Origin of the sequence: Pseudomonas sp. B34(2017) (genome assembly GCF_002112915.1) — a bacterium.
Taxonomy (GTDB): Bacteria; Pseudomonadota; Gammaproteobacteria; order Pseudomonadales; family Pseudomonadaceae; genus Aquipseudomonas; species Aquipseudomonas pharyngis.
In genome coordinates this window covers 625,989-643,245 of record NZ_NEJA01000001.1, presented here as the reverse complement: position 1 = coordinate 643,245, position 17,257 = coordinate 625,989, and the positions used below count along the sequence as shown (strand labels likewise).

Below are 17,257 nucleotides of genomic sequence, written 5' to 3'. Positions count from 1 at the left end.
GTCCATGAGCTATCAGCTCACATCGTCTGGCGTTCTGCGCCTGGGTGATTCAGCGTTCATTCCACAGGATCCGACCAACCGTGACTGGCTCGAGTACCAGGAGTGGCTGGTTTCCGGGGGACAGGTACTGCCACTGGATCCGCCGCTAGAGAGTGCGACGGCCAATCAGGGCATGCTGGGTTTGTTCAAGCGAATGATCCAGGTGTCCCCGGACAGCACGCTGAAAACTGAGGTAAACAATGGCTGATCAGCTTTGGTCGCCAACCGTGATTCAATCGGAGCATCCAGGGAGGATCGAGCATTATGCAAATCACTGAAGACAATCTACTCACCATCATGCCCAACGCCCGCCGCCAAGCGGGCGTTTTTGTTTCTGCACTCAACGATGCGATGGCGCGCCATCGCATCGACACGCCCAAGCGTATTGCCGCGTTTCTCGCCCAGATCGGACACGAATCGGGGCAATTGCAGTACGTGCGTGAACTGGGCAACAACCAATACCTGAGCAAATACGACACAGGCACGCTGGCGTTGCGATTGGGCAACACGCCCGAGGCCGATGGCGACGGGCAGAAGTATCGCGGGCGCGGGCTGATCCAGATCACCGGCCGCACCAACTATCGCCAGTGCAGCCTCGGGCTGTTTGGTGACGAGCGCTTGCTGGCGCTGCCGGAACTGCTGGAGCAACCGCTATGGGCGGCCGAGTCCGCCGCGTGGTTCTGGGCGCAGAACGGCCTGAACGAACTGGCGGATCAGGACCAGTTCAACAGCATCACCCGGCGGATCAACGGCGGGTTGAACGGCTTGCAGGATCGACTGGAGCTTTGGGGGCGGGCGAGGGCGGTGTTATGCCAGCCTTCGGTTTGAGCGTCTGGCGGCTGCTCGGTCTGGTGCTGCTGGCCGCAGTATCGGCAGCGCTGGCCTGGCAGTTTCAGGACTGGCGCTACGGTCGCCAACTGGCCGAGCAGGCGCGGTTGCATGCCGAAACCCTCAATCAGCTGACTTCGGCCGCTGCCACCGCGCAACAGGCCGAGCAGGACAAGCGTCTGGCCCTGGAGCAACGGCTCGCGGCCAGCGAACAAACCCATTACCGAGCACTGAACGATGCCCAACGTGATCAGGATCGCCTGCGCGATCGCCTTGCCACTGCTGATCTGCGCCTGTCAGTCCTCATCGACGCAGGCGACGCTGCCCAAGGCTGTGGTGTGCCAGCCGCCTCCGGCGCCAGCGGCGTGGATCATGCAGCCATACGCGCCCGACTTGACCCGGCGTATGCTCGACGAATTGTCGCCATCACCGGCGAAGGCGACCGCGGACTGATCGCCTTGCAGGCCTGTCAGGCCTATATCAGAGCGCTGGCTCCTGCACATTTTGAATAAGCTTGTGTATTGAAAGCGCAACCGGCTCGTGTACGGTGGTACCCATTCCATCCGATCCGGAGCGCGCCGTGAAAGAAATCACTCAACTGGCGGCCGAACTTGGCCGACGTCTGCAATTGCTCAATGCCCACGTCACTACGGCCGAGTCCTGTACCGGTGGCGGGATTGCCGAAGCCATCACCCGCATTCCTGGGAGTTCGGCGTGGTTCGAGGCGGGTTACGTGACCTACTCCAACCGCCAGAAAACTCAGCAATTGAATGTGCCGACGGAGCTGTTCGGCACCGTGGGTGCGGTCAGTCGCGAGGTGGTCGAGGCCATGGTGCGGGGCGCCCAGGAAAAAAGCCTGGCGCGGTTTGCCGTGGCGGTCAGCGGTGTGGCCGGGCCGGACGGTGGTTCGCCGAACAAACCGGTGGGCACCGTATGGCTGGCGTGGGGCGTGGGCGACCAGATTTCCAGTGAGGTCCAGCACTTCTCCGGCAACCGCGACGAAGTTCGCCGACAAACGGTGAAGGCCGCGCTAGAGGGCTTGCTGCGACTAGCGGCACGAGAAATCGAAAATCAGGGGTAGGCGATCCGTGAACGCTGTGGAATAATACTGGCTACTTATACAGGTGTTGGCCGTCAGGCCTTATTGATTACGTGAGGACTTTAATGGACGACAACAAGAAGAAAGCCTTGGCTGCGGCCCTGGGTCAGATCGAACGTCAATTCGGCAAGGGTGCCGTAATGCGTATGGGCGATCAGGACCGTCAGGCGATCCCGGCCATTTCCACCGGCTCTCTGGGTCTGGACATCGCACTCGGCATCGGCGGCCTGCCAAAAGGCCGTATCGTTGAAATCTACGGTCCTGAATCTTCCGGTAAAACCACACTGACGCTGTCCGTGATCGCCCAGGCTCAAAAAGCTGGCGCGACCTGCGCCTTCGTCGACGCCGAACACGCCCTCGACCCTGAGTACGCCGGCAAGTTGGGCGTCAACGTCGACGACCTGCTGGTTTCCCAGCCGGACACCGGCGAACAGGCCCTGGAAATCACCGACATGCTGGTGCGCTCCAACGCCGTTGACGTGATCATCGTCGACTCCGTGGCCGCTCTGGTGCCAAAGGCTGAAATCGAAGGCGAAATGGGTGACATGCACGTGGGCCTGCAAGCCCGTCTGATGTCCCAGGCGCTGCGTAAAATCACCGGTAACATCAAGAACGCCAACTGCCTGGTGATCTTCATCAACCAGATCCGCATGAAGATCGGCGTGATGTTCGGCAGCCCGGAAACCACCACCGGTGGTAACGCGCTGAAGTTCTACGCCTCGGTTCGTCTCGACATCCGCCGTACTGGCGCGGTGAAGGAAGGCGACGAAGTGGTCGGCAGCGAAACCCGCGTCAAGGTTGTGAAGAACAAGGTGGCTTCGCCGTTCCGTCAGGCCGAGTTCCAGATTCTCTACGGCAAGGGTATTTACCTGAACGGCGAGATGATCGACCTGGGCGTACTGCACGGTTTCGTCGAGAAGTCCGGCGCCTGGTATGCCTATGAAGGCACCAAGATCGGTCAGGGCAAGGCCAACTCGGCCAAGTTCCTGGCGGACAACCCGGAAGTCGCGGCCAAGCTCGAGAAGCAACTGCGTGACAAGCTGCTGTCGCCAGCCGTGATCGCCGACTCCAAGGCTTCTGCGGTCAAAGAGACCGAAGACGACCTGGCTGACGCTGACATCTGATTGCACCGATGACAACCGCCGTACTCGATACCCTCGTCGCGGTGCGGCGAACCGCCATGGACCTGCTCGCACGCCGCGAGCATGGTCGAGTCGAGCTGACGCGTAAACTGCGTCAGCGTGGCGCTCCCCCCGAGATGATCGAAACAGCCCTCGACCGTTTGACGGAAGAAGGGCTGCTTTCCGAAGCCCGTTATCTTGAAAGCTTTGTTTCCTATCGCGCCCGCTCCGGTTACGGCCCACTGCGGATTCGCGAAGAACTGAGCCAACGCGGTTTGCAACGCGCCGATATCGAACTCGCCTTGCGTGAGAGCGGTATCAACTGGCAGGAGCAGCTAACGGACACGTGGCAACGGAAGTTCTCCGGACAGCTTCCCGGCGATGCCAAGGAACGCGCCAGACAAGGTCGATTCCTGGCGTATCGGGGATTCTCGATGGAGATGATCAACCGTTTGTTCAGCGGCAGAGGGATGGACGATTAAATCGCTCCAGCTTCAGCTCAGCTTCATCTAAAAAATAAAAACGGCCCGCTATTTCGATAGCGGGCCGTTTTTTTTTGCCTTCACGTAACCTTCGACGGTTCGCGGGTGCGTTGCGCGGTCTGGGGTTTTGACTGGGCCCAGTTTTCCGGCAGGTTGATGTAGTCCACCAGTTCCCGCAGACGCCCGTGATTTCGCGCATTGAAGGCAAATGCCAGGCGCGTCAGGTGGCTGAATTGAGCCTCGTCGTGTTTTTCGCCAGCGTAGGCGTGTTGATGGAACTGATCGCTCAGGCACAGATCGGCAAAAGCCTCCTGCATATGGTCGAGGGCCTGATCGCTAAGTTTGTGATTCATGCGAATGACAAACTGGCGCTTGAGCCAGCGGCTGGAATGGAAGTTGCCGTAGAACTGGTTGATCTGCTCCACCGCCTCTTCAACGTTGTAGACCAGGCGCATCAGCTTCAGGTCGGTCGGCAGGATGTAGCGGTTTTCCTCCAATTGCTGACGGATGAAATCCAGCGCGCCTTGCCAGAACGTCCCGCCCGGTGCGTCCAGCAGAACCACCGGCACCAGGGGACTTTTGCCGGTCTGGATCAGCGTGAGCACTTCCAGCGCTTCGTCCAGGGTGCCAAACCCACCGGGGCACAACACCAGCGCGTCGGCTTCCTTGACGAAGAACAGCTTGCGGGTGAAGAAGAAATGGAACGGCAGCAGGTTGTTGGTACCGTCCACCGTGGGGTTGGCATGTTGCTCGAAGGGCAGGGTGATGTTGAAGCCCAGGCTGTGATCGCGGCCGGCACCTTCATGAGCGGCGGCCATGATTCCGCCGCCGGCACCGGTGATGACCATCATGTTCGAGCGAGCCAGCGATGCCCCGAGTTCCCGAGCCATGGCGTAAAGGGGATGTTCGACCGGTGTACGAGCCGAGCCGAACACCGTGACCTTGCGTCGTCCCTTGAACTGTTCGAGCGTGCGAAAGGCCTGTTCCAGTTCGCGCAGGGCTTGCAGGGTGATCTTGGCGTTCCAGCGGTTGTGGTCTTCCTGGGCCATGCGCAGCACGGTCAGGATCATGTCGCGGTAGATGGGGGAATTCGGGCTGTTGGGTGACACCAGGTTGAGTTGTTCTTCGACCTTGCTGATGAGGTCGTGGCCGCTTTCCTGAAAATGACGGCTGAGCAGGTCATTCGGTTGGTAAGGCATGCAACTTCTCCTTCTGCACAGAGCTTCCGGCCCTGACGTGCGACGTCAGTGCCGCGCTGCAAGAAAACAAACAGCCGGCAGCTCCTTTCCTGCCGTTAATAAAAGATCGGGAATACGTTGAATCTAGACCCTCAATGCATTTTTCGCTCACTGAGCATCGCGCCGCAAAGTCTTTGCTGGCAACTGCTTATTGCCGCTTTGCGAGGTGTTTTCACCGCTCGTCCGATGCAGCGTCGAGGGCTGAATGCTCTGATTTACTAAGTTAAAGGCGCCTTACGACAACTTTGCGTCAACGAGCGTACGCAAGGTGCACGCTATTCAAGGATTTGCGGGTGGCAAGGAGGCGGGACACATGGCCAGAGTCATTCTGGAGATCGATGCGCAGCTGTATCGATTGTTGAAAGCATCGGCCGAGACCAACCATGTGAGTCTCGAAGAGGAGTGCTGCCGACGCCTGGCGGGAGGGGAGCGCCGCTCGCGTTACTTGCAGGCCTTGTTGGCCGAGCTGCGCGCCGAGGATGAACAGCGGCGCGCCACGTCGAGATGATTACTTCTTCTTCGCTGGAGCCGCTTTCGGGCAATCCGATTCCTGGTAGCTGGCGGAGCCGATCGCCTTGTTGGTTTTCACTTCGGTGAAGTCGTAACGCATGATCGCGCCCTTGGCCATCAGCTTGCGGTACGACGGGTTGTTGCAGACCGAAGCGCCCAGCTGGAAATACACGGCTTTGGGATCGGCGCGCATTTTGTCGGCGTGGCTCTTTTGCACGCTCAGGTGATTGACCAGCGTGGTGCCTTCGACGGTGTAGCCCTGATCAAGAATGTCTTCGTTGATCGCCCGTGGCGTGCCGACGCTGCTTTGTGCGGCGACATTGCGCAGCTCTCGGTTCAGATTCTGCTCACTCAGGGATGCAGCCTGAGCGCTGAAGGACGAAGCCAGCAGAATGGCAGCGGTGGGAACGATAAGGCGCAGCATGAAACTCTCCTGGTTCAGTGACTGGTGGTTCGACCAGCCACGTGACTGTGCGTTCAGTGGCGGCGAATTATAGGGGAGCCGGTCGGGAGGGTACAGGCTTGTCCCCGTCGCTCTGGTAAACTGCCGCCCTTTATTGCCCTGCCGAGTGTCGTTCGTGTCGAGTTTTCCTGTCTGCCGGTGCCGCCTGCGATGAATCATGCCCCCAACGCCGTGGCCCGCCTGCGCGATCAGCGCGAGGACGAAGGCATCAAGCCGATCCAGGCCCGTGGCTTTCGTTCCCCGCGCTGCCGCGATTGCCGGGTGATCATCAGCCATTGCCTGTGTGCCTGGCGGCCGACGGTTGATGCGCGCTCTGGCGTTTGCCTGATCATGACCGGCAAGGAAGTGTTCAAGCCGAGCAATACCGGCTGGTTGATCGCCGACATCGTGCGCGACAACCATGCCTTCATCTGGTCGCGGACCGAGCCCGACGAGCAACTGCTGGCGCTGCTGAACGACCCGCAATGGCAGCCGTATCTGGTGTTCCCTGGCGAGTATGTCGAACCTTCGCGGGTGACCAACACCGTAGATCTCGATAGCAGCAAGCGCCCGCTGTTCATTCTGCTGGACGCAACCTGGACCGAAGCCCGGAAGATATTCCGCAAGAGCCCGTATTTCGACCGTTTGCCGATCCTGAGCCTGTTACCCGACAAACTCTCGCGCTATCGCCTGCGCCGCTCGACCCGCAGCGAGCACCTGTGCACCGCCGAAGTGGCGGCGCTGTGCCTGGAGCTGGCCGGCGATTCAGACGCGGCGTCGGCGCTGGATGCCTATTTCGATGTGTTCAGCCAGCATTACCTGGGGGCCAAGCAGCAACTGGAGGTCAATGTGTTGACGCCGGCCCACGCCGAATTGCTGCCCTATATCCGAAACGCGGCGCCAGTACCGGCCTGATCCTGGCCCATACTGCTAAAGCAGTGGCCGTGCGGCTTGACCACCCCGGCTTCGCTGGTCATGCTTGGCGCCGATTGGGGTGCGGCCAAGGTTTGAAACGCCGCTTTTGTTCGTGATTGGCGTTGAACGTGCCCCTGTGGATGCCGCTGCCGGGCGGTATCTGGATTTGCTTTGGCACGACCCGAATGCGCGGGCCTGCCATCAAAAACAGGATCATTTGAAAAATGGCCACATACGACATCCTGATTGCCGATGATCACCCTCTTTTTCGTAGCGCACTGCATCAAGCGGTGACGATGGGCCTTGGCCCGGATGTACGCATGGTAGAGGTGGCGAGCATCGCGGAGCTGGAAACCCGCCTGACCGAAAAGGCTGACTGGGATCTGGTGCTGCTGGACCTGAACATGCCGGGTGCTTTCGGGTTTTCCGGGCTGGTGATGCTGCGCGGTCAGTACCCGCAGATTCCGGTGGTGATGGTTTCGGCCCAGGAAGAAGCCTCGGTGATGGTCAAGTCCCGGGAATTCGGCGCCAGTGGCTTCATTCCCAAGTCCAGCGATCTGAGCGTGATTCAGGAAGCGGTGCGCAAAGTGCTGGACGGCGACGTGTTCTGGCCGCCCCAGGCGTTCGAGGCGGTCAGCGTTTCGGATGAAGCCAAGGCCGCCAGCGATGGCCTTGCAAGCCTGACACCGCAGCAGTTCCGGGTGTTGACCATGGTCTGCGAAGGCTTGCTGAACAAGCAGATCGCCTACGAGCTGAGTGTGTCGGAAGCGACCATCAAGGCCCACGTCACGGCGATTTTCCGCAAGTTGAACGTGCGGACCCGGACCCAGGCAGCTTTACTGCTGCAACAACTTGAGTCAATTCCGAGCCAGTAAGCACTGGCGTCTTCACGCTTTTTTGACTTTCGTTGCTCTAGCTTCCCCACTTCCTTTCGGTCGGTTATCTACTTTATGTCACCTTTCAAGGGCCAGACGGGCCTGAAACGCATCCTCAACGCTTCCGGTTACTCGCTGGACGGCTTGCGCGCCGCCTTCACCGGCGAAGCGGCTTTCCGGCAACTGGTGCTGCTCAACGTGGTGCTGATTCCGCTGACGTTTTTCCTTGATGTCAGCCGGGTCGAGCAGGCGCTACTGATCGCCGTGTGCCTGCTGGCGCTGATCGTCGAGCTGTTGAATTCGGCGGTGGAGGCGGCTATCGACCGCATCTCGCTGGAGTTGCACCCGCTGTCCAAGAACGCCAAGGACATGGGCAGTGCCGCGCAATTCGTGGCACTGAGCATGATCGCTCTGGTGTGGGCGGTGATTCTGCTTTAAGCGATGCTCGGCAGAACGATCTCGTCGCTGCGCTGCACCCCGGCGGTGAAGGCGCGGCATAGATCGAGGAATTCGCGCATGGCGGAAGTCTGATACTTCTGTTTGTGCCAGATGAAATAGAACTGCCGCGCCAGATCCAGATCCGGCGTCTCCACCGGCACCAGGCTGCCGCGCCGGAAGGCGTCACGCAGCGCCAGACGCGAAATGCAGCCAATCCCCAGACCTGATTCCACCGCGCGTTTGATCGCTTCGGTATGTTCCAGCTCAAGCCGGATGTTCAGCGCGCTGCGGTGATGCCGCATCGCCTGATCGAAGGTCAGGCGCGTCCCCGACCCCTGTTCCCGCAAAATCCACGCTTCGTGCGTCAACTCTTCCATGGTCGCGCTGCCGCGTTTGGCCAACGGATGCTGCGGGGCGCAGAACACCACCAGTTCATCCTCGACCCAGCTCTGCACTTCGATGTCCGGGTGGCTGCAATCGCCCTCGATTAGACCCAGATCAATTTCGTAATGAGCCACTTGTTGCACGATATTGGCAGTGTTCTGTACGTGCAGTTTCACCTGGCTTTCGGGGTGGCGCTGCATGAAACCGCCGATCAGCAGCGTCGCCAGGTAATTGCCGATGGTCAGGGTCGCGCCCACCGACAGCGAGCCGAAACCGGATTTGCCGTTGAGCAGGTCTTCGATTTCCTTGGCCTGATCGAGCATGGCCACCGCTTGCGGCAACAACTGTTTGCCGAGGGCGTTGAGGCTCAGGCGTTTACCGGCGCGGTCGAACAGCTGGCAGCTGGACTGGCGCTCCAGTTCGGTTATGGATGTGCTGGCGGCCGATTGCGACAGGTTGAGCAGACCCGCAGCACGGGACACGCTTTCCTGCTGGGCGACGGCGACGAAGACTTGCAGTTGACGAAGAGTAAATCGCATATCGATATAACCGATAACCCTTATCTTAATAATCCAGTTAACAGATATTGTCGGCGCTATTAGAATGCGATGCAATTGCGCACCGTCGGCATTCTTCAATACGAGCCGGGCAGGCGCAGATCAATCTCCAGGAGTCCCACGTACATGAGCAACATGAACCACGAGCGTGTCCTCAGTGTTCATCACTGGAACGACACTCTGTTCAGCTTCAAGTGCACCCGCGATCCGGGCCTGCGCTTCGAGAACGGTCAGTTCGTGATGATCGGCCTGCAACAGCCAAACGGCCGCCCGCTTATGCGCGCTTACTCGATCGCCAGCCCGAACTGGGAAGAGCATCTCGAGTTCTTCAGCATCAAGGTGCCGGACGGTCCGCTGACCTCCCAGCTGCAGCACCTGAAGGAAGGCGACGAGATCATCATCTCGAAAAAACCGACCGGCACCCTGGTGCTGGACGACCTGAACCCGGGCAAGCACCTGTACCTGCTGAGCACCGGCACCGGTCTGGCGCCGTTCATGAGCGTGATCCAGGACCCGGAAACCTACGAGCGCTTCGAGAAAGTGATCCTGGTTCACGGTGTTCGTTACGTCAACGAAGTCGCCTACCGCGAATTCATCACCGAGCACCTGCCGCAGAACGAGTTCTTCGGCGAGGCGCTGCGTGACAAGCTGATCTATTACCCGACCGTGACTCGCGAGCCGTTCGAGAATCAGGGCCGTCTGACCGATCTGATGCGCAGCGGCAAGCTGTTCAGCGACATCGGCCTGCCACCGATCAACCCGCAGGACGACCGCGCGATGATCTGCGGCAGCCCGAGCATGCTCGACGAGACCAGCGAAGTGCTCGACAGCTTCGGCCTGAAGATCTCGGCGCGTATGCGCGAGCCGGGTGACTACCTGATCGAGCGCGCATTCGTCGAGAAGTAAGCTGTTTATAGGTGACGCAGAGCGTCACTGGATGCATTCCCACGCAGACGGTTCGACGCCTCGACGTGGGAACGATCAGCCCGCATTGCCTGAGAAGGCAGCGCGGGCTTTTTCGTTTTCGCGATTCAGTCAGCGGCGGGGATGACTTCCAGGACGCGGATCTGCTCCGGCGTCGGATAGTGCCAGCGCACATCCAGATCCCAGAGCTGCGCGCCGTATTCGCGTTCGGGCGCGGGCGTCTGGTACGCCGGGCGCGGATCCTGAGCCAGGCATTGCTCGATCAACTCGACCAGGGGCTCGGCCAGGCGCTGAGCGTGCGTATGCGCCTGTTGTAGCGCCGCGTCCGTCCACTGCACGTCGATCAGTTGCGGCGCGGCACTGGCGATTCTGTTGGAGGCGTCAGCAATGATGTCGGCGTAGGGCACGTAGGGTTTGATGTCGAGAATCGGCGTGCCGTCCAGCAGGTCGATGCCGGAGATAAACAGGCGATTGGCCTCGACCTTGTCCAGCTTCACCACCGACTGGCCGATGCCATTCGGCCGGTGCGTGGCGCGGGTGGCGAACACGCCCATGGACTTGTTGCCACCGAGACGCGGAGGGCGGACTTTGAGTCGCGGCTTGTCTTCCAGCGCCTGATGGAACAGGAACAGCAGCCAGACATGACTGACCTGCTCGAGCCCCTGCACAGCGTCGCCCTGATCGAACGGTGCCACCAGTTCCAGCACGCCACGGGCGGCGGGGGCCAGTTGCGGCTGGCGCGGGATGGCGAACTTCTCCTTGAAGCAGGAGCGGACGAAGCCGATGGGGGAGACGCTGTAAGTCATGGTGTGCATTCGAAGCGGAGCAGGGCGGGCATGATAACCCGGCAGGCTTCAAGTCTGGTGCTGACAGATCTGGCGCTATCGCCGCATCGCAGCGATAGCTTCACCGCCGATGTCAGAGGCTGAACCCGCCATCCAGCGGAATGATATTCCCGGTCATGTAGGCCCCGGCAGTACTCGCCAGGCTGATCGCCAGTGCTGCCATTTCTTCCTCGCGGCCCCAACGTTTCATCGGAATCAGCGCGGTGTCTTCGGCAAGTGCCTGCTGGTCGTTGCCGATGTGCTGGGTCATCTTGCTCGGGAAACGCCCCGGTGCGATGACGTTGACGTTGATGTGCTGGCTCACCAGTTCCCTAGCGAGAATCCGCGACAGCTGATGCAGGGCAGCCTTGCTCGGCCCGTAGGCGTAGGCCTGTTCACCAAAGGAAGAAATCCCCGCCACCGAGCCGATGTTGATGATCCGCGCCGGATTGGCCGCCGACCCGGATTTACGCAACAACGGCAGAAACTGCTGGATGCAACTGAACACCGAGGTCACGTTGAGCTGCATGACCTTCTCCCAGCCCTTGACCGGGTAGCTCTCCAGCGGCGCGCCCCATGTCGTGCCGGCGTTGTTCACTAGGATGTCCAGATGCGTGATCTGTTCGCCCAGTCGCTCGGCCAGCTCTTTCACGCCTTCTTCGGTCGCCAGATTCGCCGCCATACCCAAACAAGTGCCCAGAGCACTGAGTTCTTCAGCGGTTTGATGACAGGCTTCAGCGTCACGGGAACAGACGTACACGCGGGCGCCGGCCTCGACAAAGGCCTTGGCGATCATTTTGCCGATACCGCGGGTGCCGCCGGTCACCAGGGCGGTGCGGCCTTGCAGGGAGAAATACGGGTGCATGGCGAATCCTGAGGGCTAGGGTTCAGTACACCCTAGGCCATGCGGCCAGCTTCGAGCTACAAGTTTCAAGCTGCAAGCAAAGTCAAATGCTTGCAGCTTGCAGCTCGAAACTTGTAGCTGCTTTCTACGCTCTCACGCGGAGCGTGAGCCCCTTGAGGAAATTGCGCAGCAACTGATCGCCACACGGGCGGTAGTTGGTGTGGCCTACCTTGCGGAACAAAGCGCTCAGTTCAGGCTTGGATACCGGGAATTCGGCGGCCTTGAGGATTGCGTGCATGTCGTCTTCCTTCAGTTCGAAGGCCACGCGCAGCTTTTTCAGGATGATGTTATTGGTCACCGGCACTTCGATCGGCAGCGGCGGACGGCTTTCGTCCTTGCCGCGCTTGAAGATCACCAGACCGTCGAGGAAGTGCGCGATGACTTCGTCCGGGCAGCGCACGAAGCCTTCTTCGTCTTCTTCTTTTTTGTCGAGGTACGTCACGACATCAGCCAGCGTGACGTCCAGGCCGCCAAGTTTGATGATCTCGACCACTTTCTTGTCGCTGATGTCGAGCATGTAGCGCACGCTGCGCAGAACGTCGTTGTGAACCATGTGTGCAATCCTGATCTTTTCGCTGTGGGCATCACGCGGGCGCGATGCCGGAAATGTAGGGTGGCTTGCGAGCCTTAGAATTTCTCTTTGCCGGACAGGTAGCGCCACTGGCCGACCGGCACCTTGCCGATGGACACGCCGCCGATGCGGATGCGGCGGATGCCGATGACCTTCAGGCCGACCGCTTCGCAGAACTGGGCGATGATCCCCGGCTGCGGGTTCTTCATGGCGAAGCGCAGACGGTTTTCGTTCTGCCAGCTGGCCTTGACCGGCGGCAGCTCCTTGCCCTTGTGGGTGAGGCCGTGCTGCAGTCGGTTGAGGCCGTGGGCAACCATGTCGCCTTCGACTTCGACGACGTATTCCTGCTCGATCTTGGCCGCGTCGGCGGTGAGCTTGCGCAGCACCTTCCAGTCCTGGGTGAACACCAGCAGGCCGCTGGCCTTGGGTTGCAGGTCGGCGCTGGCGGTCAGCCGCAGGAAATGTCCGCGCAGCGGACGCTTGCCGTAGCGGTGTTCTTCGCTGAGGGTTTCGGCGTTCAGCAACTGCATGGCGCTGTCGACATCCATGCCCGCCGGCACGTTGAGCAGGAGGGTCACCGGCTCCGGCGCGGTGGCCTTGGCGTCCTTGTCGAGCTCGACCTTCTGGTCGCCGACCTTGAACTGCGGCTCGTCGATGACTTCGCCGTCCACGGTGACCCAGCCGCCCTCAATGAACAGCTCGGCCTCCCGGCGGGAGCAACCGACCAGCTCGATGAGGCGTTTGGAGAGGCGAATCGGGTCAGTCATGACAGGGGCCGTAACAAAAAAGGGGTGGGCATTGTACCTGCCTGGGGCCGGTTAAGCCCGGAACGATTTTTACCGCTTGGCTTTTTGTGAGAGCGAGCCTGCTCGCGATGAGGCCTTTAGTCTCGATATCAATGTCGACTGTCAGATCGCCATCGCGAGCAGGCTCGCTCCCACAGTTGATTTCTGTCTTGTCAGCCGTGTTGCGAGCGCTGCTGATTCTGCCGCAGACGCATATGCAGCAGTGGATACGGCTGGCCCATGCCATCGACTTCCGAGCGGCCGATCACCTCGAACCCTTGCTTGAAGTAAAACCCCAGGGCCTGCGGGTTCTGTTCGTTGACGTCCAGTTCGTCGGCGTTCAGGTGCTCCATGGCGTACTTCAGCAGTTTCTTGCCAAGGCCCTGGCCGCGATGGGCCGGGTCGATGAACAGCATTTCAATCTTGCCCGCCGCGACGCCGGCAAACCCGGTGATGCGCTGATGGCTGTCCCGGGTGCAGATCAGCATCACCGCATCGAGGTAGCGGGTCAGCACCAGATTCTTCAGCAGCTCGATGTAGGATTCCGGCAGGAAATCATGGGTCGCGCGGACCGAGGCCTCCCAGACCCGGGTCAGTTCCTGATAATCGCTGAGTTTCGGCGTGTGGATGACCGAATGCTGACGCATGCCCGATAGCCTCTTTGTCATGGATGAGGGAGTCCTTCCCACCCCAAACGATAGCCGTAAAAAAGCCCCGCATCTCGTAAAAGAGAGCGGGGCTTTCTGTATTTTTCGCGCTTAGATCTGTTCGGCCCAGAGGTCGTATTCGTCGGCGTCGGTCACCTTGCACCAGACCTTATCGCCCGGCTTGAGGTTGCTGCCGTTGTCGATGAACACGTTGCCGTCGATTTCCGGGGCATCGAAGAAGCAGCGGCCGACCGCACCTTGCTCGTCGACTTCATCCACCAGCACTTCGATTTCACGGCCGATGCGCATTTGCAGGCGCGCCGAGCTGATGGCCTGCTGGTGCGCCATGAATCGTTCCCAGCGATCCTGCTTGACGTCGTCCGGAACCATTTCCAGATCCAGATCGTTGGCTGGAGCGCCTTCGACCGGCGAGTACTGGAAGCAGCCGACGCGGTCGAGCTGGGCTTCGGTCAGCCAGTCCAGCAGGTACTGGAAGTCTTCTTCGGTTTCGCCGGGGAAGCCGACGATGAAGGTCGAACGGATGATCAGGTCCGGGCAGATTTCGCGCCAGTTCTTGATCCGCGCCAGAGTCTTGTCTTCGAACGCCGGGCGTTTCATCGATTTCAGGACTTTCGGGCTGGCGTGCTGGAACGGGATGTCCAGGTACGGCAGGATCTTGCCGGCGGCCATCAGCGGGATCAGCTCGTCAACGTGCGGGTACGGGTAAACGTAGTGCAGACGTACCCAGACGCCGAGGGTGCTCAGCGCTTCGCACAGTTCGGTCATGCGGGTTTTCACCGGCGCGCCGTTCCAGAAACCGGTGCGGTATTTGACGTCAACGCCGTAGGCGCTGGTGTCCTGGGAAATCACCAGCAGTTCCTTCACGCCGGATTTGACCAGACGCTGGGCTTCGTCGAGCACGTCGCCCACCGGACGGCTGACCAGTTTGCCGCGCATCGACGGGATGATGCAGAAGCTGCAGCTGTGGTTGCAGCCTTCGGAAATCTTCAGGTACGCGTAGTGACGCGGGGTCAGCTTGATGCCTTGCGGCGGCACCAGGTCGATCAGCGGGTTGTGATCCTGCTTCGGCGGCACGACTTCGTGCACGGCGTTGACCACTTGCTCGTACTGCTGCGGACCGGTGACGGCCAGCACGCTCGGGTGCACGTCACGGATATTGCCTTCTTCCACGCCCATGCAGCCGGTCACGATGACCTTGCCGTTTTCCTTGATCGCTTCACCGATGACTTCCAGCGATTCGGCCTTGGCCGAGTCGATGAAGCCGCAAGTGTTGACCACGACCACGTCGGCGTCCTGATAGGTGGACACCACGTCATAGCCTTCCATACGCAGCTGGGTCAGGATGCGCTCGGAGTCGACCAATGCTTTCGGGCAACCCAGAGATACGAAGCCAACCTTTGGATTGGCCGGCGCAGGAGTGGTGGACATGTCTAACCTCGGTGTTTTGTGACATCGATTACCTTGTTCAGGAACCGACGGACGGGCGCTTGAACTGCGCCTCTGATCAAAAAGTGCGCAATTCTAGCGACGAGCAGCGCACTTGACCAGCTTTATGCAGGGAAATACGACGAGTGCTGCGCTATGCTTCGCGCCGTTGCGCTTTACTGAATTTTTACAGTCAAGAAAACGTCTGTTACAGGGCGTAAAAACGCGCATGCTGCACACAAAGCATAGTGCTTCATATAAGAAGCCGGTCTGGGAATCAGGAGTGTTGGATGGGTCAGGCAAGTAGTCACGCGGCAGGCGCCGAAGGTTCGGCCACCAAGCCGCTGAGCATGCTGGTCGCGGCGGTCGGGGTAGTTTACGGCGACATCGGCACGAGCCCGTTGTACACCCTCAAAGAAGTGTTTTCCGGCGCTTACGGTGTGCCCGTCAATCACGACGGAGTGCTCGGCATTCTGTCGCTGATTTTCTGGTCGCTGATCTGGGTCGTTTCAATCAAGTACATGATGTTCGTCCTGCGCGCCGACAACCAGGGCGAGGGCGGGATCATGGCGCTCACCGCGCTGGCGCGGCGGGCAGCAGCGGGGCGCAAGCGGTTGCGCACGTTGCTGGTGGTCTGCGGGCTGATCGGCGCGGCGCTGTTCTATGGCGACAGCATGATCACCCCGGCGATTTCCGTGCTCTCGGCCATTGAAGGTCTGGGCCTGGCCTTTGACGGCATCGATCACTGGGTGGTGCCGCTGTCACTGGTGGTGCTGGTCGGGTTGTTTCTGATCCAGAAGCACGGAACGGCGCGGATCGGCATTCTGTTCGGGCCGATCATGGTCACCTGGTTCCTGGTCCTCGGCGCCCTCGGCGTCTACGGTATCAGCCACTACCCGGAAGTGCTGCACGCGATGAACCCGGTCTGGGCCGTGCGCTTTTTCATGGTTCATACCGGCATGGGCGTGGCCATCCTCGGCGCCGTGGTGCTGGCGCTGACCGGTGCCGAAGCGCTGTACGCCGACATGGGCCACTTCGGTCGCAAGCCGATTGCCCGTGCGTGGTTCCTGCTGGTGCTGCCGGCGCTGGTGCTCAACTACTTCGGTCAGGGCGCCTTGCTGCTGGAGAACCCGGAAGCGGCGCGCAACCCGTTCTACCTGCTGGCGCCGAGCTGGGCATTGATTCCGCTGGTCGGCCTGTCGACCCTGGCCACGGTGATCGCCTCCCAGGCGGTGATTTCCGGCGCGTTCTCTCTGACCCGTCAGGCGATCCAGCTCGGTTACATCCCGCGCATGTACATCCAGCACACTTCCAGCGACGAGCAGGGCCAGATCTATATCGGCGCCGTGAACTGGTCGCTGATGGTCGGCGTGGTGTTGCTGGTGATCGGCTTCGAATCCTCCGGCGCCCTGGCCTCGGCCTACGGCGTGGCAGTGACTGGCACGATGCTGATGACCACGATTCTGGTCTCGGCAGTCATGTTGCTGCTGTGGAAATGGCCACCGATTCTGGCGGTGCCGGTGCTGATCGGCTTCCTGCTGGTGGACGGTCTGTACTTCGCCGCCAACGTGCCGAAAATCGTCCAGGGCGGTGCCTTCCCGGTGATCGCCGGTATCGCGCTGTTCGTGCTGATGACCACCTGGAAGCGCGGCAAGCAACTGCTGGTCGAGCGCCTCGACGAAGGCGCGCTGCCGCTGCCGATCTTCATCAGCAGCATCCGCGTGCAGCCACCGCACCGTGTGCAGGGCACAGCCGTGTTCCTCACCGCCCGCTCCGACGCCGTGCCGCACGCGCTGTTGCACAACCTGCTGCACAACCAGGTGCTGCATGAGCAAGTGGTGCTGCTGACGGTGGTCTACGAAGACATCCCGCGCGTCCCACCATCCCGACGTTTCGAAGTCGAAGCCCACGGCGAAGGCTTCTTCCGGGTGATCCTGCACTTCGGCTTCACCGACGAACCGGACGTGCCGCAGGCGCTGAAACTGTGCCATCTGGACGACCTCGATTTCAGCCCGATGCGCACCACCTACTTCCTCAGCCGCGAAACGGTCATCGCCTCGAAACTCGAAGGCATGGCCCGTTGGCGTGAAGCGTTGTTTGCGTTCATGTTGAAGAATGCCAATGGGAACCTGCGGTTCTTCAATCTGCCGCTGAATAGGGTGATTGAGTTGGGGACGCAGGTGGAGATGTAAACCGGCGTCATCAAAAAGCCCCCGTCAGCCTTGTGG

At 60.5% G+C, this 17,257-nt stretch carries 21 protein-coding genes; 12 read left to right on the top strand and 9 right to left on the bottom strand.

Translation table 11 applies throughout. From position 1 onward, the window contains the following. The first annotated feature begins 4 nt into the window (after positions 1 to 4). From CAF80_RS03110 to recX, 6 genes are all read left to right on the top strand, one after another. Positions 5 to 247: a hypothetical protein gene (locus tag CAF80_RS03110; RefSeq protein ID WP_039771290.1), complete on the top strand. Its 243-nt coding sequence runs from the start codon at positions 5 to 7 to the stop codon at positions 245 to 247. A 56-nt stretch (positions 248 to 303) separates the two neighbouring features. Beyond that, positions 304 to 867 (top strand): glycoside hydrolase family 19 protein, encoded by a 564-nt coding sequence (locus CAF80_RS03105; protein WP_085666838.1) that lies wholly within the window; start codon positions 304 to 306, stop codon positions 865 to 867. Then, entirely contained in the window at positions 849 to 1,379 is a 531-nt protein-coding gene (locus tag CAF80_RS03100; protein WP_074691355.1) for a lysis system i-spanin subunit Rz, read from the top strand. Before CAF80_RS03105 ends, CAF80_RS03100 begins: the two co-directional genes overlap by 19 nt. Before the next feature lie 68 nt (positions 1,380 to 1,447). Next, entirely contained in the window at positions 1,448 to 1,948 is a 501-nt protein-coding gene (locus CAF80_RS03095) for a CinA family protein (protein ID WP_074691357.1), read from the top strand. 83 nt (positions 1,949 to 2,031) lie between these two features. Then, the gene (gene recA / locus CAF80_RS03090; RefSeq protein ID WP_003222269.1) at positions 2,032 to 3,090 is read left to right on the top strand and encodes a recombinase RecA; all 1,059 of its coding nucleotides are present in this window, start codon (positions 2,032 to 2,034) and stop codon (positions 3,088 to 3,090) included. 8 nt (positions 3,091 to 3,098) lie between these two features. After that, on the top strand, positions 3,099 to 3,569 hold the full coding sequence (recX, locus tag CAF80_RS03085) for a recombination regulator RecX (RefSeq protein WP_039771298.1): 471 nt from the start codon (positions 3,099 to 3,101) through the stop codon (positions 3,567 to 3,569). 80 nt (positions 3,570 to 3,649) lie between these two features. Here the strand turns inward: recX and CAF80_RS03080 are convergent, their stop codons facing one another. Continuing rightward, the gene (locus CAF80_RS03080) at positions 3,650 to 4,768 is read right to left on the bottom strand and encodes a TIGR00730 family Rossman fold protein (protein ID WP_074691359.1); all 1,119 of its coding nucleotides are present in this window, start codon (positions 4,766 to 4,768) and stop codon (positions 3,650 to 3,652) included. 352 nt (positions 4,769 to 5,120) lie between these two features. On the opposite strand from CAF80_RS03080, the gene CAF80_RS03075 reads away from it, so the two are divergent. Continuing rightward, the gene (locus tag CAF80_RS03075) at positions 5,121 to 5,315 is read left to right on the top strand and encodes a hypothetical protein (protein ID WP_074691361.1); all 195 of its coding nucleotides are present in this window, start codon (positions 5,121 to 5,123) and stop codon (positions 5,313 to 5,315) included. Here the strand turns inward: CAF80_RS03075 and CAF80_RS03070 are convergent, their stop codons facing one another. Continuing rightward, positions 5,316 to 5,741, bottom strand: coding sequence for a PA3611 family quorum-sensing-regulated virulence factor (locus CAF80_RS03070; protein ID WP_011332746.1), 426 nt, complete (start codon positions 5,739 to 5,741; stop codon positions 5,316 to 5,318). It abuts the gene before it with no gap. Positions 5,742 to 5,930: 189 nt separating this feature from the next. On the opposite strand from CAF80_RS03070, the gene CAF80_RS03065 reads away from it, so the two are divergent. The 3 genes from CAF80_RS03065 to CAF80_RS03055 all read left to right on the top strand — a co-directional run bounded on the left by CAF80_RS03065 (position 5,931) and on the right by CAF80_RS03055 (position 7,987). After that, the gene (locus CAF80_RS03065; RefSeq protein ID WP_074691363.1) at positions 5,931 to 6,674 is read left to right on the top strand and encodes a tRNA-uridine aminocarboxypropyltransferase; all 744 of its coding nucleotides are present in this window, start codon (positions 5,931 to 5,933) and stop codon (positions 6,672 to 6,674) included. Between the two features lie 224 nt (positions 6,675 to 6,898). Then, on the top strand, positions 6,899 to 7,549 hold the full coding sequence (erdR, locus tag CAF80_RS03060) for a response regulator transcription factor ErdR (protein ID WP_007954938.1): 651 nt from the start codon (positions 6,899 to 6,901) through the stop codon (positions 7,547 to 7,549). Between the two features lie 75 nt (positions 7,550 to 7,624). Then, complete coding sequence (locus CAF80_RS03055; protein WP_039771303.1) at positions 7,625 to 7,987, top strand: diacylglycerol kinase; 363 nt, start codon at positions 7,625 to 7,627, stop codon at positions 7,985 to 7,987. Here the strand turns inward: CAF80_RS03055 and CAF80_RS03050 are convergent. Continuing rightward, positions 7,984 to 8,910: a LysR family transcriptional regulator gene (locus CAF80_RS03050; protein ID WP_007954941.1), complete on the bottom strand. Its 927-nt coding sequence runs from the start codon at positions 8,908 to 8,910 to the stop codon at positions 7,984 to 7,986. The genes CAF80_RS03055 and CAF80_RS03050 overlap by 4 nt on opposite strands. Positions 8,911 to 9,054: 144 nt before the next feature. Between CAF80_RS03050 and fpr the strand changes: the two genes are divergently transcribed. Next, positions 9,055 to 9,834 carry a ferredoxin-NADP reductase gene (fpr, locus tag CAF80_RS03045; protein WP_003222277.1) on the top strand — a complete coding sequence of 260 codons (780 nt, stop codon included), beginning with the start codon at positions 9,055 to 9,057 and terminating at the stop codon, positions 9,832 to 9,834. Between the two features lie 125 nt (positions 9,835 to 9,959). On the opposite strand, the gene tsaA is transcribed toward fpr, so the two are convergent. From tsaA to rimO, 6 genes are all read right to left on the bottom strand, one after another. After that, the gene (tsaA, locus tag CAF80_RS03040) at positions 9,960 to 10,658 is read right to left on the bottom strand and encodes a tRNA (N6-threonylcarbamoyladenosine(37)-N6)-methyltransferase TrmO (protein ID WP_166742332.1); all 699 of its coding nucleotides are present in this window, start codon (positions 10,656 to 10,658) and stop codon (positions 9,960 to 9,962) included. Positions 10,659 to 10,770: 112 nt separating this feature from the next. After that, entirely contained in the window at positions 10,771 to 11,541 is a 771-nt protein-coding gene (locus tag CAF80_RS03035; protein ID WP_085666836.1) for an SDR family oxidoreductase, read from the bottom strand. Positions 11,542 to 11,665: 124 nt separating this feature from the next. Further along, on the bottom strand, positions 11,666 to 12,133 hold the full coding sequence (locus CAF80_RS03030) for a DUF1456 family protein (RefSeq protein ID WP_039771308.1): 468 nt from the start codon (positions 12,131 to 12,133) through the stop codon (positions 11,666 to 11,668). A gap of 74 nt (positions 12,134 to 12,207) precedes the next feature. Beyond that, a complete protein-coding gene (locus CAF80_RS03025) occupies positions 12,208 to 12,918 on the bottom strand; it encodes an rRNA pseudouridine synthase (protein ID WP_085666835.1) in 711 nt (236 codons plus the stop codon). 191 nt (positions 12,919 to 13,109) lie between these two features. Next, positions 13,110 to 13,583 carry a GNAT family N-acetyltransferase gene (locus tag CAF80_RS03020; protein WP_085647830.1) on the bottom strand — a complete coding sequence of 158 codons (474 nt, stop codon included), beginning with the start codon at positions 13,581 to 13,583 and terminating at the stop codon, positions 13,110 to 13,112. A gap of 111 nt (positions 13,584 to 13,694) precedes the next feature. Continuing rightward, positions 13,695 to 15,032, bottom strand: a complete 1,338-nt coding sequence (rimO, locus tag CAF80_RS03015) for a 30S ribosomal protein S12 methylthiotransferase RimO (RefSeq protein ID WP_039771314.1) — start codon at positions 15,030 to 15,032, stop codon at positions 13,695 to 13,697. Positions 15,033 to 15,379: 347 nt separating this feature from the next. On the opposite strand from rimO, the gene CAF80_RS03005 reads away from it, so the two are divergent. Next, a complete protein-coding gene (locus CAF80_RS03005; protein WP_371916404.1) occupies positions 15,380 to 17,221 on the top strand; it encodes a potassium transporter Kup in 1,842 nt (613 codons plus the stop codon). The last annotated feature ends 36 nt before the right edge of the window (positions 17,222 to 17,257 follow it).

Coding starts and splice junctions, on each gene's coding strand:
- CAF80_RS03020 (WP_085647830.1), bottom strand. CDS start 13,583: ATGCGTCAGCATTCGGTCATCCACACGCCGAAACTCAGCGATTATCAG.
- CAF80_RS03110 (WP_039771290.1), top strand. CDS start 5: ATGAGCTATCAGCTCACATCGTCTGGCGTTCTGCGCCTGGGTGATTCA.
- CAF80_RS03070 (WP_011332746.1), bottom strand. CDS start 5,741: ATGCTGCGCCTTATCGTTCCCACCGCTGCCATTCTGCTGGCTTCGTCC.
- recA (WP_003222269.1), top strand. CDS start 2,032: ATGGACGACAACAAGAAGAAAGCCTTGGCTGCGGCCCTGGGTCAGATC.
- recX (WP_039771298.1), top strand. CDS start 3,099: ATGACAACCGCCGTACTCGATACCCTCGTCGCGGTGCGGCGAACCGCC.
- CAF80_RS03035 (WP_085666836.1), bottom strand. CDS start 11,541: ATGCACCCGTATTTCTCCCTGCAAGGCCGCACCGCCCTGGTGACCGGC.
- CAF80_RS03075 (WP_074691361.1), top strand. CDS start 5,121: ATGGCCAGAGTCATTCTGGAGATCGATGCGCAGCTGTATCGATTGTTG.
- CAF80_RS03005 (WP_371916404.1), top strand. CDS start 15,380: ATGCTGGTCGCGGCGGTCGGGGTAGTTTACGGCGACATCGGCACGAGC.
- CAF80_RS03065 (WP_074691363.1), top strand. CDS start 5,931: ATGAATCATGCCCCCAACGCCGTGGCCCGCCTGCGCGATCAGCGCGAG.
- CAF80_RS03025 (WP_085666835.1), bottom strand. CDS start 12,918: ATGACTGACCCGATTCGCCTCTCCAAACGCCTCATCGAGCTGGTCGGT.
- rimO (WP_039771314.1), bottom strand. CDS start 15,032: ATGTCCACCACTCCTGCGCCGGCCAATCCAAAGGTTGGCTTCGTATCT.
- fpr (WP_003222277.1), top strand. CDS start 9,055: ATGAGCAACATGAACCACGAGCGTGTCCTCAGTGTTCATCACTGGAAC.
- CAF80_RS03105 (WP_085666838.1), top strand. CDS start 304: ATGCAAATCACTGAAGACAATCTACTCACCATCATGCCCAACGCCCGC.
- CAF80_RS03055 (WP_039771303.1), top strand. CDS start 7,625: ATGTCACCTTTCAAGGGCCAGACGGGCCTGAAACGCATCCTCAACGCT.
- CAF80_RS03050 (WP_007954941.1), bottom strand. CDS start 8,910: ATGCGATTTACTCTTCGTCAACTGCAAGTCTTCGTCGCCGTCGCCCAG.
- erdR (WP_007954938.1), top strand. CDS start 6,899: ATGGCCACATACGACATCCTGATTGCCGATGATCACCCTCTTTTTCGT.
- CAF80_RS03030 (WP_039771308.1), bottom strand. CDS start 12,133: ATGGTTCACAACGACGTTCTGCGCAGCGTGCGCTACATGCTCGACATC.
- CAF80_RS03100 (WP_074691355.1), top strand. CDS start 849: ATGCCAGCCTTCGGTTTGAGCGTCTGGCGGCTGCTCGGTCTGGTGCTG.
- tsaA (WP_166742332.1), bottom strand. CDS start 10,658: ATGACTTACAGCGTCTCCCCCATCGGCTTCGTCCGCTCCTGCTTCAAG.
- CAF80_RS03080 (WP_074691359.1), bottom strand. CDS start 4,768: ATGCCTTACCAACCGAATGACCTGCTCAGCCGTCATTTTCAGGAAAGC.